The organism is Nicoliella lavandulae, assembly GCF_037546185.1.
Taxonomy (GTDB): Bacteria; Bacillota; Bacilli; order Lactobacillales; family Lactobacillaceae; genus Nicoliella; species Nicoliella lavandulae.
This window is the reverse complement of record NZ_JAWMWH010000001.1, coordinates 899,020-912,964: the sequence shown is the minus strand read 5'-3', so window position 1 is coordinate 912,964 and position 13,945 is coordinate 899,020. Positions and strand designations below refer to the sequence as shown.

Sequence of the window (13,945 nt, the reverse complement as noted above, 5' to 3'; positions counted from 1 at the left end):
GCACTAAAAGTAAATTAAAGTGAGGATTTTAAAATGCCAGATAATAACAGTGTAAACAATCGTTTAGAACAATCATCGTATGGAACCCCGAAAATTAACCCAGATGAACAACGTAAGTACTTGGGTACATTCAGAGAACGGGTTTCATTAGCGATCATGATTAAGGATTTAGACTCTAGTCAAGCTCAAACAGCCTTTCAAGAAGATGCTAAAGCCCACCCGGATTTTCAATTAATCGTTAATGGTCAATTGGATCAATCCCAAACCGGCCCATATATCAAAATTGCATCCCAAAATAATATTAAGTTCACGATCCGCAATGACTCGTTTTACTTCAATCAACCAGACAGTTACGGCGTTGTATTTGCAGCACCCACTGCCATTAATGAAGGACAAATTGAAGTCCATCAAAAATATCCACAATTATTTGACCAATCCAGTCAACCAACTGAAGCTAAACCACAGTCATTTATGGATAAGCTAAAGCATTTGTTTAAATAGGAGGAACCTCTTTGCAACAACCGTTAGCATATCGAATGCGGCCGCAACAAATATCAGAAGTCGTTGGTCAACAAGACTTAGTCGGCCCTGGTAAAATCATTAATCGAATGGTAAAGGCTAAGACCCTATCGTCGATGATCCTATATGGTCCTCCAGGAACTGGTAAAACTAGTATCGCTAGCGCCATTGCTGGATCAACTAAGTATGCATTTCGCATGCTAAACGCGGCCACTGATTCTAAAAAAGATTTACAAATTGTCGCTGAAGAAGCTAAGATGAGTGGCACAGTCGTTTTACTATTAGATGAAATTCATCGTTTAGATAAAACGAAACAGGATTTTTTATTGCCATTACTAGAAAGCGGAAGCATCATATTAATTGGGGCAACCACTGAAAATCCATATATTAATATTAATCCTGCCATCAGAAGTCGAACTGCAATCTTTCAAGTGCATCCCCTCACCTCCGCCGACATTAAAGTTGCTGTAAAAAGAGCACTAACTGATAAAAAACGCGGATTAGGAGCTCGCAAAATTGAGTTAGCTGATGATGCACTTGAACTATTAACCACCAGTACCAATGGTGACTTAAGAAGTGCACTCAATGCACTCGAATTAGCGGCTAATTCGACCGATGCAGATGATGATGGGGTAATTCATTTAACTACTGCTGATATTGAAGAATGCGTGCAAAAAAAGCTATTAAGCGCTGATAAAAATGGCGATGCCCATTACGATGTTGTTTCCGCCTTTCAAAAATCGATCCGTGGTTCTGATACTAACGCCGCTTTGCATTATGCAGCTCGTTTAATTGAAGCTGGTGATTTAAATTCACTGACTAGAAGATTAATGGTCATTGCATATGAAGATATTGGCCTTGCTAACCCGGCCCTATGCGCTCGTACCGTAACTGCCGTTCAAGCTGTAGACAAATTAGGCCTACCAGAAGGCCGCATCCCCCTTTCCGATATCATCATTGAGCTATGTATTTCACCCAAGTCTAATTCAGGAATTAATGCAATTGATGCCGCCATTAGCGATGTTAAAAAGGGTAACTATGGTGAGATTCCACCATATTTAAAGGATGCGCATTACAGTGGCGCTAAAAAACTTGGTCATGGAATTGATTACCAATACCCCCACGACTTTGCTAACGACTGGGTCAAACAGCAATATTTACCAGATAAGCTAAAAAATGCTGAATATTACCAACCCAAAACCAATGGTAAGTATGAAGCTGCCTTTGCACAACAGTACTATCGAATTCAAAATGCCCAACGGGGTAACTAAAATAGAATGGAGTCATAATTAATGTTAGTAAGTATCTTAACCATTATTTTTGCAGTTATCATGATCGGACTAGGCATCTTTGCCCTACGCCATCAAAAGAAGCCCTTTTTGGTTTTTCATCCAGAAAGCATTGCATCCCTTAGTTTAGTCATGAAAGTCTTTGGAATCATCTTTGTGATTTTTGGTGTTTTATGCCTAATTCCATTATTCCTAAATAACGATGCATTATTATTTTGGTTCCTAATCATTGCGTGCTTCTTGGTCATTATTTTTCAAATCACCATGGCCCAATTCTTTGGTAAAAAATAATAAGCCTTTTAGTTTATTTCAATCTTAAAACCACTTAGAATTAAGTCGGAGGTGGGAATAATGTTAACTAAATATGAAAACATTTTAGTCCCAGTAGATGGTTCTAAAGAAGCAAAATTAGCTTTTAATAAAGCGGTGGAAGTTGCCAAAAATAATGGTTCTGCAATTCACATGGTTCACGTCATTGATACCCGTGCATTTCAAAACATTTCAAGCTTCGACAGCTCAATGATTGATGAAGCAACTGATAATGTTAAGAAAACATTAGATGAATATTTAAAACAGGCTAATGATGCTGGGGTTACCAATATCGATTACTCAATTGAATACGGTGCACCAAAGGTGGTCATTGCCAAAGAAATGCCTAAACGCTACCATACCGATGTAATCGTTATGGGGGCAACCGGATTAAGTGCATTCGAACGCTTAGTTATGGGTTCTGTAACTGATTATGTAAGTAAATATGCCCCATGTGACGTTCTAATCGTTAGAACCGATGCTTCAAATCAAGCCAGTCAAAACTAAATCTAAAATCAAAAAGGATATTCTTAAAGATGAAATTAAGAATATCCTTTTACTATGCCATTGATTTATCAACCTTAGCTCTTAAGGCATTGACTTGGTTCAAAACATAATGGTCATTATAATAATCACAAAATAAACTGGCTTTATCTAAGTAATTGATTGCCTTGGCATGGGCTTGATCAGCAATTAAACTCCGGGCCATTGCTAAATTAAGCGCCCCCATTTGGTACATCGAATCTATAGAAATTAAGAATTGACACGCATCTTCACTTAAGTGAAGGGCTTCTTTAAATTTAGATAGGTCTTGATACAAACGAATGGATTCAACATAGATATCAACTAGTAGCTTAAAATTATCATGTTCATTTAGTTGATGTAATTTTAAATACCCCATCGATAAATTCATAAATTCGTGGGCTTGGTCATTTTCATTTAATTTTAAATATGCCTTCGCATTTCCAACGTGAGACCAGGTGGTGTATAAGCTACGGTTCGCAAGTCCACTATATTTTAGTAATACTTCGTTAAAGGCCTTAATCGCTGCTCGATAATTATGGTTTAATCTATACTCAATTTCACCTAGATAGCAGTAGTAACGCCCCTTTAAATAGTTACTATCTAAATTGGTCACCTTGCAACGACGCATTAATTGATCAGCAACTTCATATTCATGATTCCAAATCGCTGCCTCAATTTTATCAAACGTTTTATTATCAGCATGTTTTCTGATAATCACATCCTCTGGTTTTAACTCTAATTTTAGACAAAGATTATAGATAACATCTAGGCTAGGAGCAATATTTTTATTTTCAATTAGACTAATTAAACCCTGTGAACAGATATTATCAGCGAGCTCAGATTGACTGAGTCCCCTTTGTTTACGCTGTTTTTGAATTAAGCTACCTAATATCTTAATCGAACCAGACTTAATGTCAATCGTATTTAATGGTGCCAAATGCGGTATCCTCATTTCTTATATTTATACTAACATTATAATATGATTTAATTATTATTAGCAATCATTAATTTTAATATTAACAATTTGTTTATATCTATAACAATTTATTTGATGATCATTAATCACGCCAGCTGCCTGTAAAAAAGAATACATGGTCGTTGGTCCTAGCCGTTTGAAGCCATGTTGTTTAAACTGTGCCAAATAGGGCTTCAAAAATTGACTTACATCCAGTTGTTCAGCTTGTTCTCTAAAATGGTTCAAAGGATGATAATGAGTTGGCTGCCAAGTTAAATCAACCAATGACATTCCACTATTCGTTAAACGAACAATTGCCTTAGCATTATCAATAGTTGCCTGAATCTTAGCCCGATTTCTAATAATTGAAGCATTATTCAATAATGCTTCAAATTCATGGGACCCATATTTACTAACGACATTAAAATCGAAGTTCGCAAACGCAGTCCTAAAAGCGGTTCGCTTTTTCAAAATAGTGGTCCAACTCAATCCAGCTTGAAATATCTCTAATGTTAATAACTCAAATAACCGATGGGCATCAAATTCTGACACTCCCCATTCATGATCATGATAACTCATCGATAAGGCATCCTTTTCTGCCCACTTACAACGTACTACCATCAAGCATCCCTCCAATAATGTAAAATACGTAAACAAATTAAAAAAACATCCAACTAGTGGTGCACTGCACCCCAAAGTTTGTACAAAACTTTGGGGTGTTTTTTTGTGTCTAAATATAAAGTAGAAGATAAATTAAATGTAATTAACGCATACCTAAACGGTATGGGATCGCAAATGGTGGCTAGAAACTTTGGAGTTAAAAGTAGAAATACTGTTTTATGTTGGGTTAAGAGTTACAAAAAACATGGACTAAATGGTCTTAAAAAAAGAAAGAATATAATCGAATACTCTACCAAAGAGAAACAATATATATTAAACTGGATGAAAACGACTAAATCATCTTATCCAGAGGCAGCTTATCATTTTAATATTCCTTCTCCATCAACTATCTGGACTTGGGAAAAACGACTAGAGCAAAAAGGTATTGATGGTTTATTGTCCCGAAGGGAAAGAAAAGCCATGACAAAAAGGAAAACTAACAAAGCCGAATCAAACAATACTAATACCGATAAAGAAAAATTGAAGAAGATTGAAGAAGAAAATTTAATGTTGAGAATAGAGAATGACTTCTTAAAAAAATTGAGGGCCTTAGACGACGAAGAAGACCAGAAGTAATTATTAAAATAATCGACGAACTAAGGCTGAAATACCATACCACTAAAACATTAATACTAAAGGCATTAAGGATATCTAGAAGTACTTATTATTATATTAGATCAATCCAAAATAAGCCTGATAAGCACGCTGAAATCGCTAAAATTATCAAGGATATTAAAGATAAAAATAAATCCTACGGATATAGAAGAGTGTGTTTAGAATTAACTAATCGTGGATACCGTGTTAACCACAAACTAGTATTAAAGATAATGAAAAAGAATAATTTACTATCTTCATCATATTCAAGAAAAACACGTAAGTATAATTCCTATCGTGGTCAGGTTGGAAAACTTAAATCAAATCAATTAAATCGAAGATTTAATACTGACAGACCATATCAAAAGCTCTGTACTGATATCAGTGAATTCAGATATGGAAATTGTGATATTAATCATCGTATTTATCTTTCACCTATTATGGATTTATTTTCTGGTGAAATAATATCCTATAACATTAGCAGCCATCCAAATATGAACTGTGTTATGAAACCGTTGAAAGAAGTTATTCAATTAGTTAAGGATTTACCATACAGAACGACAATTCATAGTGATCAGGGAGCTCAGTATCAAAGTCATATCTGGCAAAAAGAGCTTAAGAAGAATAAGATATTTCAAAGTATGTCCCGTAAGGGGAATTGTATAGATAACTCACCTATGGAATCATTTTTCCATATTATGAAAGCTGAAATCATGGACTGTAATTATGACTTTAAAGAAGATTTAATGTCGTCAATGAAAATATGGATTGATTATTACAATAATCATCGTATTAAAACAAAACTAGGCGGAAAGTCACCGGTTCAATACCGGAAACTTTCCGCCTAGGAAAAACAATATAATAATGTACAACTTTTGGGGTGCACATCATAGATGTTTTTTTAATTACTTAGATAATTTTTCCTTACCAAGTGGCGTAAAGTCATGATGAATTTGCTTACGACGATCAAATTCTTTGAACGCAAGGTCAATTAACTTATCAATTAATTCAGTATATGAAATTCCAGATGCATTCCATAGTTGTGGATAAAGGCTGATATTCGTGAATCCTGGTAGCGTATTAATTTCACCCAAGTATGGTTCTTCATCTTTAGATACTAAGAAGTCAATCCGTGCCATACCCTTTAATCCAAGGGCTTTATAAGCAGTTAATGCCATGTTAGTAATTTGATCAGTTAATTTTTGCGATACCTTAACTGGAATATCAAAGTGAACTTCACTGGCATCAACGAACTTGTTTTCATAAGTATAGAATTTATCATTCTTAGGAACCCGAATTGCCCCCAACTTAGAAGCAATTGGTTTTTCATTTCCTAAAATGGAAATTTCGAGTTCTTCTGGGCCTTCAATTGCTTGTTCAGCCAATACCTTGTAATCGTATCTAAACGCATCAGCAAGTCCCGCCTTAAATTCTTCAGCATTATTTGCTTCATGAATTCCTACTGAAGAACCTTGGTTAGCTGGCTTCAAGAAAATCTTACTGCCTAATTCAGCCGCTAATTGTTCATATGGATGATCTTTATAGTTATCTGGCGTTAATAATACATACTTAGTATTTTGAACGCCGTATAAGTCTAACATCTTCTTGGTAATGTCTTTATCATAGGCCATTGCAGATTCTAAGATTCCACTACCAACCCATGGCTTTTGAAGTAGTCTGAAGAGTCCTTGAATGGTACCATCTTCCCCTAAATTACCATGAATTACAGGGAAGAAAACGTCAACATCCTTAATTTTACCCAAGTTAGCAATATTTGCTAATGGATCTGATTGATCAACGTTAGGTAATACTGATTCAACGACTGCATCCTCATCTTCACCATCAAATACGCGATGTGAATCTTTGTCACTAAGAATGTAGCCTTCCTTAGTCATCAAGAACAAGCTTACTTCATACTTATCCTTATCCATTGCATCGTAGATGTTATGAGCAGAACGCTTCGAAACATCATGTTCTGAAGAATTACCCCCAAAGAGGAGTGCAACATGCATTTTCTTTGTCATTTTTTTATACCGTCCTATTTATATTCTCGGAAACTTCATTATAGCATATTAATGCATACAATGTTGGCATTTATTAATAATTTTAATTTCGATGAATCGTTAAACGTAATGTTACAAAGCGCGTTAACAATGATATTAGCCCATTAATAACCGTCAGAGTGATAATTAAATTGATGGGATTGTACGGTCCATGATTACGATAACCAAATAATAAAGTCATCGTAAATTCAAGAATGCTAATAAGAGTATCTCGATTGATCCAATGAGCAGAAATAAGTTGAATTACCCCGCGCACGGCAAAACCAGTTAACGCAATTATTGCAATCGTCCAACCAACGAAAAAAATCAATACTACCCATTTGCGAATCTTTTTTGAAAACAGGTTAAAGAAAGCCCCTAAAAAATTAAATAACGAAATCACTAAGTAATTTAATAAAATAGAAATCAATAAGAATAAGACATAATCAATAATGGAGGTTTTAAAAAAGTTCTTGTACACATTTAACCAAAGAAATTGATTGGGATTAATGATGATATTAAAAAGTACTAAAAGAATGGATAAAAAGCCGATTAGAGTTATATTATTTTTAAAAATTTGGCTTCTGGAAAAACCATTTTGCATCTTCATGGTAAATGAATTCTCAAAAAAGTTTCCAGCCATTAAGGAACCTGTGAACAATAAAACAAGCCCACTAAGAAAGCCACCAAGATCATTAGAAAAGACAGAAGCCGTCCATCCATGTCCACTAAATCCATTAATCAAATATGGTAACACCATAAACACAATTGCAAAAATCAGAAGAAATATGCATAATCCTTTAAAATAATTCTTTAAATCAATCATAAACATTCTTTTGGTCCGGCTACTCATTATTGATTACCTCCCCATCTCGTTTGGTCAAATAAATAAACAGGGTTTGTAAATCTAACCCTTCAATTTTAACTGTATCTGGCAGCATGCGTTGATCATTTAATGGTCCATAAATATAATTTGTTTTAAGATTACCAAGTCGTTTACTACCAATTATGTTCAATCCATCGCAATATCCATCTAATTCCTTTTCCGGTCCTGTAATGGTATGGGCTTTTTTTATCACCGTTTCATTATCATCATTCACGATTACATGCCCATCGTTAATAATCACAACGTTATTCACAAGATTAGCTACTTCATCAATTAAATGGGTCGCAATGATAATTGTTCGTGGGGTTTCGCTGTATGATTGAATTAATTCAGAATAAAATAACTCCCGATGATTAGCATCCAAACCAAGCGTCGGCTCATCAAAGATGATAATGGATGCTGGTACACACAAAGCAATAATCAATTTAACAATTGAATGGTATCCTGTTGATAATTTGCTGAATTTAGTATTCAAATTCACATCGAACTTTTTAACTAAATCATCAGCTAGGGGCTGATTAAAATGATCATAAAGCGTAGCCGTCGTTTTAATGATTGTCTTTACCTTCATAGAATCAGGATATAAATTATCCTGACTCATCATAAACACTTTAGCAAGCATGTCACCATTATCATGTAAATTTTCGCCATCTAATTTAACGTGACCAGCGCTAGCAAAGATGCGATCCGTAATAATATTTAGTAACGTACTTTTGCCCGCTCCATTACGCCCTAAAAGGCCATAAATTTGATTGGAACCAAAGGTTAGATTAATATCATCCAACACTTTTTGCTTACGAAAATGCTTATTCAAATGTTCAACTTTAATTGTGCTCATTTTGAAACCCCCGTTGAATTAATTTTAGTACGTCCGCTTCACTCAGCTTTAACTTAGTTGCCTCATCCACCAGGTCCAAAACAAAATTATCATAAAACTTAGAGCGTCGTTTTTCGATGATTTTATCTTGACCATCAGCTGTAACAAACGTCCCCATTCCACGACGCTTTTCTAAAACTCCGTCGTTCACCAAAATATTCATCCCCTTTAATACCGTCGCTGGATTAATGTGAAATTGTTTAGATATTTCAGTCGTCGATGGAATTTGCTCGTCTTCCGGAAACGCTCCGGTAAACACAGCATCTTCGATTTGGTTAGCTACCTGTAAGTAAATCGGTTCTGCACTATCGAAATCGAATTGCATATTATCACATCCTTATCCTTAGTAATCCCTCACCAATAGGTTAATTACTTATGTAACTAACTATACATGTTGGGATAATTAAAGTCAAACTAAAAAGGATAACCACCAGCATTGGCAGTCATCCTTGATTAATTAGTATTTATGAGCAGGCAATACGCCACCCTTATAATGATCGTAAATCCATTTTTGAACTGGTTTAGATTCCAAGACCTTCATTAACTTCTTAATGTTTTTCTTGTTTTGATCACCATTCCGAACGGCAACGATATTGTTATATGGTGAATCTGGACTACTCTTTTGTAAAGCAATTGCTTGTTTCTTAGGATTCAAACCACTTTGCACTGCATAGTTAGCATTAATGGCTACGGCATCCCCTTCACCATTTTGATAGATTTCAGGCAATAGTTTTGGTTCATAACTATTCTTGAATACTAAGTGACGAGGGTTACTTGCAATATCAGAGAAGTTAGCCTGGGTAATGTTAACACCCTTTTTAATCTTAATTAATCCGGCTTGTTGGAATAATTCCAAAATTCTTCCATAATCAGGCGCATTGTTACTAACTAAGATCGTTGAATTAGGTTTCAAATCCTGAAGTCGTTTAACCTTCTTGGAATAGATTCCCATTGGTTCCAAGTGCACAGATCCAACATTAACTAAATGTCCATTATTTTGCTTATTCCATTGTTGTAAGAATGGAACCGTTTGAAAGTAATTGGCATCTAATTCACCAGACGCAAGGGCCTTATTTGGCAATACGTAATCTTGAAATACTCGGATGTTTAAATGCACCCCTTCTTTTTCAAGTTCTGGTTTAATATGGTTCAAAATCTGCGCATGGGGAACATTAGAAGCCCCAATCGTAAGTGAATTCTTAGAATGGGCTTCTCCGGGACCAATAATCAATAGTGCAACGAAGGCAACAATTAAGGAAAGAAAGAAACCAACTTTTTTCATTTTTGAACCTCCTTAATTATAGACCACGTTTATCAGTATGTTTTACAAATGTATCACCAATGTATTGAACAACAAACACAAAGATCAAGATAATCACAGTCGCAACTAACGTAATACTGTTGTTGTTAGATTGGAATCCATCAAGATATGCGAGGTTCCCCAATCCACCGGCACCGATTGCCCCAGCCATTGCTGTGTATGAAATCAATGAAATGGTGGTAACTGTTGCACCGGCAATCAATGCGGGGGTGCTTTCTGGAATTAAAACTTTCCAGATAATTTCCCAATTAGTAGCTCCCATTGACTTAACAGCTTCAATCACTCCGTTATCGATTTCACGGAAGTTAGATTCAACCATCCGAGCGTAAAATGGAGCTGCTGAAATCACTAATGATGGGATTGCGGCAGTGGGTCCAATAATGGTCCCCACAATGTTCTTAGTAATTGGCAATAGTAACACAATTAAAATAATATATGGAATTGATCTAAAAATATTAACTAACGCTGAAACAACTAAGTTTAATACTCGATACCAAAAGCCTTGTTTGTTACGAGTTTCAAATAAAATTAACCCTAATGCAATTCCGATGATGGTCACCAAAATCATGGATACCAATGTCATCCAAACCGTTTCCCAGGTTGCTGACCACATATTAGGCCAATTGACATTATGAAATTGAAAATATGAACTTAAACCTTGATTATCCACGGTTCAATACCTCCGTTTCTACCTTTAATTCAGCAAAATCTTTCATTGCCAGTTTTTGTTCATTTTCATCACCCAATAATTGAATTACTAATACTCCAAGGGTTCCATTTTGGGTTGGATGAAGTGAACCTTCAATAATATTAATTTCTAGATTTGGTCGTTGCTTAGCCACTTGTGACACTACTGGTGATTGTGAACGATCACCACTGAACGTCAATTTAATGATGGAACCGTTTGGATAACGGTTAACTAATTCATCTAATGCCATCATTGTATCGTTACTATCATGAGCGTCATCTTCACTTACGAAGCGCTTGGTAATTGCTTGTTTAGGATGGTTAAAGATATCACTAACGCTACCTTCTTCAACCACTGCCCCATCTTGCATTACCGCAACGTGTTTAGCCACTTTACGAATTGCGTGCATTTCATGGGTGATTAACACGATTGAAATGCCTAGTTCTTTATTAATTTTAATTAATAGGTCTAGAATTTCATCAGTTGTTTGGGGATCCAAAGCACTCGTTGCTTCATCAGAAATCAAGATTTTAGGATCATTCGCTAATGCCCGTGCAATTCCGACCCGTTGTTTTTGACCACCAGATAGTTCTGATGGGTAGTCGTTTTCACGACCCTTTAAACCAACTAAATCAATTAACTTCTTCGCTTTTTCAACGCGTTCCGCTTTTGCCACATGCGCTAATTCTAATGGTAGCATTACATTATCAATGATACTTCTTGACCATAGCAAATTAAAGTGTTGAAAAATCATCCCAATTTGCTTTTGTTGATCACGTAATTCACGACCATGTAATTTAGCAATGTCGTGACCATTAATCTCAACTGATCCAGTCGTAGGGGTTTCCAACCCGTTTAACATTCTAACCAACGTACTCTTCCCAGCTCCAGAATAACCAATAATTCCAAAGATATCACCGTCATCAATTGTTAAATTGACGTCGTTAACTGCCTTTAGTTGGCTATCCTTTAGTTGGAAAACTTTTGATACATCTTTAAACTTAATCAAAATAAATTCCTCCTAAATAAAAAACTCTCCATCCCAAGTAAAGGACGAAGAGTTTTCGTGTTACCACCTTTTATTTACCGCTACCTCACGATAACAGCCTTAATAAGTAAGTTTACTTAACGATATAATGTTCGTTACTCATTATTGACTAATTGATTTACAACTCATCAATAACCTGTTTTCAGACCATCTTCAATGACCGTAACACCTTCTCACATCAACCGAAGGCTTTCTGACGTGTTTACTAATCATTTACTCATCTTTAATTAATAATTAATAGTATACAAACTAATCATTTTATTGTCAAATCAGATTATGAAAAATTCTTTGAACGACGACTGAACATATAACTACGGTTATGATACTGCATCGACATAATCAAACCAATTCCCATCATATTTCCAATCAACGAAGATCCCCCTTGACTAATAAATGGTAGCGGAATCCCAGTTAATGGTAGTAACCCAATGCTCATTCCAATATTTTCAAATACGTGGAATAAAATCATCATGATTACACCAGTGGAAATGTAAGCATAAAAGACGTTTCGCGTTTCAAACGTAACGTGAATCATTTGGTAAATTAAGAGGAAGTAGATAAAGATTAAAATACAACCACCAATAAAACCAAAGTTTTCACCAATTACGGAGAAAATCATGTCAGATTCACGCACTGGAACGTAAACTTTCGAAACATTGAATCCAGTTCCAGTAATTCCACCAGAACCAACGGCTTTAATACTTTGCCATAATTGATACCCCTGGTTAGTAGTATCAGCAGAAGGATTCAACCAACTATCAATCCGTTGGAATTGATAAAGTTGAAATCCTAAATGCGTCAATAAATTACGTCCTGGTGTAGAAGTAACTAACCATAAGGTAAAGATACCAACCAATGCGCCTGCACCAAACAGTGGCCCTAAAATCTTCCAACTCATTTCAGAAACAATCATGAAGCCGACAAAGATTGCAACGAACACTAAAATGGTCCCAAAGTCATTTTGTAACTTCATTAAAATCACAATTGGCAATGTCCATAAAATCATTTGCCAAAGTAATAAGATATCATTTTTAGGCGTATGTGGCATCTGGTCGTTATGCTGAACCGTAATCTTAGCCAGCATCAAAATGTATGCTGGCTTCATCACTTCAGACGGTTGAAACGTAAACGGCCCAATCGCAAACCAGTTCTTAGCCCCAGTTTGAGCAGCATAGGCTCGACTATAAAAGAATAACACTAAGACTAACAACGCAATTCCAAACCAGTACGCTAATGGCGCTAATCGCCATAGCTGTTCAGAATCGAACTGCATAATAACTACAATGGCCACGGCCCCAATTGCGTACCATAATATCTGTGGCACTAGCTTACTAACAACACTAGCTGAATTATTATCATGGGAAACCGCAACATAGATCGAAGCAATTCCAATCACTGCCAATAGCATTACGCTAAAGATAATTCCCCAATCAATCCGATTGTCGCGATCATTACTATCGCTTTCGTTATTTTGAACCAATGAAATCAGGCCCCCATTTCGATATTAAATGTAAATATTACTTGTGTAAATGATATTCACTAATTAATTTTTCAATTCCTTCTTCAACGGACTTTACATTAAAAGTCTTCTTGTTACGGAAATTAGCTTCAATCCGATCTTCAAGACTCTTAATTTCACCAATCACATCAGAACCAATTTTTAAAATTTGGACTTGATGCCCTTGTGAATCCTTTTTTTCATCTAGGTTAACTTCAATGTTTTGTTTTTTCTTACTCATTTTATATCCTCTCGTATATAAATTTATATTTTATTTGCTTCCGTTAACACCGGTACCCTAATATCTAATCATTAGGTGATCACATCGATCAGATTTTGAAACACCATCATACCACTTGGTAGCTTGAACACCACTACTCATAATTGCTGTTTTTAGGAATTTACCATTCATTCTAAAAAGAAAAGTAGTCGAAACCAGATCGACTACTTCAAATTCATTGAGCGGCGATATTCTGCTTGCGCTCGTTTATTCCTAAAAACTGTAAAATGATCAGGAACTGGATCATAGCCACCATGAATAAATGGATTACAGCGTAAAATCCGGCAGATACCCATCAATACGCCTTTGATTGCCCCGTGTTTTTTAATTGCAGTAATCATATAATCAGAGCAAGTTGGTGAATAACGACAACTTGGTGGCGTTAGTGGTGAAATTACCTTTTGATAACCCCGCACTAATTGAATCAATAACCAACGCAAAAAATCACCTGCTT

General features: G+C 35.6%; 18 protein-coding genes. 6 read left to right on the top strand and 12 right to left on the bottom strand.

Annotated elements, in window-relative coordinates:
• Positions 1-33 precede the first annotated feature (33 nt).
• The 4 genes from R4146_RS04270 to R4146_RS04255 are packed head-to-tail and all read left to right on the top strand — an operon-like array spanning position 34 to position 2,624.
• Entirely contained in the window at positions 34-501 is a 468-nt protein-coding gene (locus tag R4146_RS04270; RefSeq protein ID WP_339960196.1) for a YueI family protein, read from the top strand.
• 11 nt (positions 502-512) lie between these two features.
• Positions 513-1,790, top strand: a complete 1,278-nt coding sequence (locus R4146_RS04265) for a replication-associated recombination protein A (RefSeq protein ID WP_339960195.1) — start codon at positions 513-515, stop codon at positions 1,788-1,790.
• 21 nt (positions 1,791-1,811) lie between these two features.
• On the top strand, positions 1,812-2,099 hold the full coding sequence (locus R4146_RS04260) for a hypothetical protein (RefSeq protein ID WP_339960194.1): 288 nt from the start codon (positions 1,812-1,814) through the stop codon (positions 2,097-2,099).
• 60 nt (positions 2,100-2,159) lie between these two features.
• A complete protein-coding gene (locus tag R4146_RS04255; protein WP_339960193.1) occupies positions 2,160-2,624 on the top strand; it encodes a universal stress protein in 465 nt (154 codons plus the stop codon).
• A gap of 52 nt (positions 2,625-2,676) precedes the next feature.
• Here R4146_RS04255 and R4146_RS04250 read toward each other — a convergent pair whose 3' ends face one another.
• Both R4146_RS04250 and R4146_RS04245 read right to left on the bottom strand, forming a co-directional pair.
• Complete coding sequence (locus R4146_RS04250; protein WP_339960192.1) at positions 2,677-3,579, bottom strand: helix-turn-helix domain-containing protein; 903 nt, start codon at positions 3,577-3,579, stop codon at positions 2,677-2,679.
• A gap of 57 nt (positions 3,580-3,636) precedes the next feature.
• A complete protein-coding gene (locus R4146_RS04245) occupies positions 3,637-4,218 on the bottom strand; it encodes a DNA-3-methyladenine glycosylase I (protein ID WP_339960191.1) in 582 nt (193 codons plus the stop codon).
• Positions 4,219-4,323: 105 nt separating this feature from the next.
• On the opposite strand from R4146_RS04245, the gene R4146_RS04240 reads away from it, so the two are divergent.
• Positions 4,324-4,833, top strand: coding sequence for a helix-turn-helix domain-containing protein (locus R4146_RS04240; protein ID WP_339959675.1), 510 nt, complete (start codon positions 4,324-4,326; stop codon positions 4,831-4,833).
• Positions 4,797-5,699, top strand: a complete 903-nt coding sequence (locus R4146_RS04235; protein ID WP_339960653.1) for an IS3 family transposase — start codon at positions 4,797-4,799, stop codon at positions 5,697-5,699. The genes R4146_RS04240 and R4146_RS04235 overlap by 37 nt, the downstream gene beginning before the upstream one ends.
• A 57-nt stretch (positions 5,700-5,756) precedes the next feature.
• Here R4146_RS04235 and R4146_RS04230 read toward each other — a convergent pair whose 3' ends face one another.
• The 10 genes from R4146_RS04230 to yidD all read right to left on the bottom strand — a co-directional run bounded on the left by R4146_RS04230 (position 5,757) and on the right by yidD (position 13,931).
• Positions 5,757-6,875, bottom strand: a complete 1,119-nt coding sequence (locus tag R4146_RS04230; protein WP_339960190.1) for a D-alanine--D-alanine ligase family protein — start codon at positions 6,873-6,875, stop codon at positions 5,757-5,759.
• Between the two features lie 82 nt (positions 6,876-6,957).
• Entirely contained in the window at positions 6,958-7,746 is a 789-nt protein-coding gene (locus R4146_RS04225) for a hypothetical protein (RefSeq protein ID WP_339960189.1), read from the bottom strand.
• Positions 7,739-8,617: an ATP-binding cassette domain-containing protein gene (locus R4146_RS04220; protein WP_339960188.1), complete on the bottom strand. Its 879-nt coding sequence runs from the start codon at positions 8,615-8,617 to the stop codon at positions 7,739-7,741. The genes R4146_RS04225 and R4146_RS04220 overlap by 8 nt, the downstream gene beginning before the upstream one ends.
• A complete protein-coding gene (locus R4146_RS04215) occupies positions 8,604-8,981 on the bottom strand; it encodes a GntR family transcriptional regulator (RefSeq protein ID WP_339960187.1) in 378 nt (125 codons plus the stop codon). Before R4146_RS04215 ends, R4146_RS04220 begins: the two co-directional genes overlap by 14 nt.
• Before the next feature lie 132 nt (positions 8,982-9,113).
• A complete protein-coding gene (locus tag R4146_RS04210) occupies positions 9,114-9,938 on the bottom strand; it encodes a MetQ/NlpA family ABC transporter substrate-binding protein (RefSeq protein ID WP_339960186.1) in 825 nt (274 codons plus the stop codon).
• A 16-nt stretch (positions 9,939-9,954) separates the two neighbouring features.
• Positions 9,955-10,647 (bottom strand): methionine ABC transporter permease, encoded by a 693-nt coding sequence (locus tag R4146_RS04205; protein WP_339960185.1) that lies wholly within the window; start codon positions 10,645-10,647, stop codon positions 9,955-9,957.
• A complete protein-coding gene (locus R4146_RS04200; protein ID WP_339960184.1) occupies positions 10,640-11,674 on the bottom strand; it encodes a methionine ABC transporter ATP-binding protein in 1,035 nt (344 codons plus the stop codon). Before R4146_RS04200 ends, R4146_RS04205 begins: the two co-directional genes overlap by 8 nt.
• Before the next feature lie 313 nt (positions 11,675-11,987).
• Positions 11,988-13,193 (bottom strand): FtsW/RodA/SpoVE family cell cycle protein, encoded by a 1,206-nt coding sequence (locus tag R4146_RS04195; RefSeq protein WP_339960183.1) that lies wholly within the window; start codon positions 13,191-13,193, stop codon positions 11,988-11,990.
• A gap of 37 nt (positions 13,194-13,230) precedes the next feature.
• On the bottom strand, positions 13,231-13,452 hold the full coding sequence (locus R4146_RS04190; protein ID WP_339960181.1) for a DUF2969 family protein: 222 nt from the start codon (positions 13,450-13,452) through the stop codon (positions 13,231-13,233).
• A 203-nt stretch (positions 13,453-13,655) separates the two neighbouring features.
• Entirely contained in the window at positions 13,656-13,931 is a 276-nt protein-coding gene (gene yidD / locus R4146_RS04185; RefSeq protein WP_339960180.1) for a membrane protein insertion efficiency factor YidD, read from the bottom strand.
• Positions 13,932-13,945 lie beyond the last annotated feature (14 nt).

Coding starts and splice junctions, on each gene's coding strand:
- R4146_RS04190 (WP_339960181.1), bottom strand. CDS start 13,452: ATGAGTAAGAAAAAACAAAACATTGAAGTTAACCTAGATGAAAAAAAG.
- R4146_RS04270 (WP_339960196.1), top strand. CDS start 34: ATGCCAGATAATAACAGTGTAAACAATCGTTTAGAACAATCATCGTAT.
- R4146_RS04245 (WP_339960191.1), bottom strand. CDS start 4,218: ATGGTAGTACGTTGTAAGTGGGCAGAAAAGGATGCCTTATCGATGAGT.
- R4146_RS04225 (WP_339960189.1), bottom strand. CDS start 7,746: ATGAGTAGCCGGACCAAAAGAATGTTTATGATTGATTTAAAGAATTAT.
- R4146_RS04260 (WP_339960194.1), top strand. CDS start 1,812: ATGTTAGTAAGTATCTTAACCATTATTTTTGCAGTTATCATGATCGGA.
- R4146_RS04210 (WP_339960186.1), bottom strand. CDS start 9,938: ATGAAAAAAGTTGGTTTCTTTCTTTCCTTAATTGTTGCCTTCGTTGCA.
- R4146_RS04215 (WP_339960187.1), bottom strand. CDS start 8,981: ATGCAATTCGATTTCGATAGTGCAGAACCGATTTACTTACAGGTAGCT.
- R4146_RS04230 (WP_339960190.1), bottom strand. CDS start 6,875: ATGACAAAGAAAATGCATGTTGCACTCCTCTTTGGGGGTAATTCTTCA.
- R4146_RS04220 (WP_339960188.1), bottom strand. CDS start 8,617: ATGAGCACAATTAAAGTTGAACATTTGAATAAGCATTTTCGTAAGCAA.
- R4146_RS04255 (WP_339960193.1), top strand. CDS start 2,160: ATGTTAACTAAATATGAAAACATTTTAGTCCCAGTAGATGGTTCTAAA.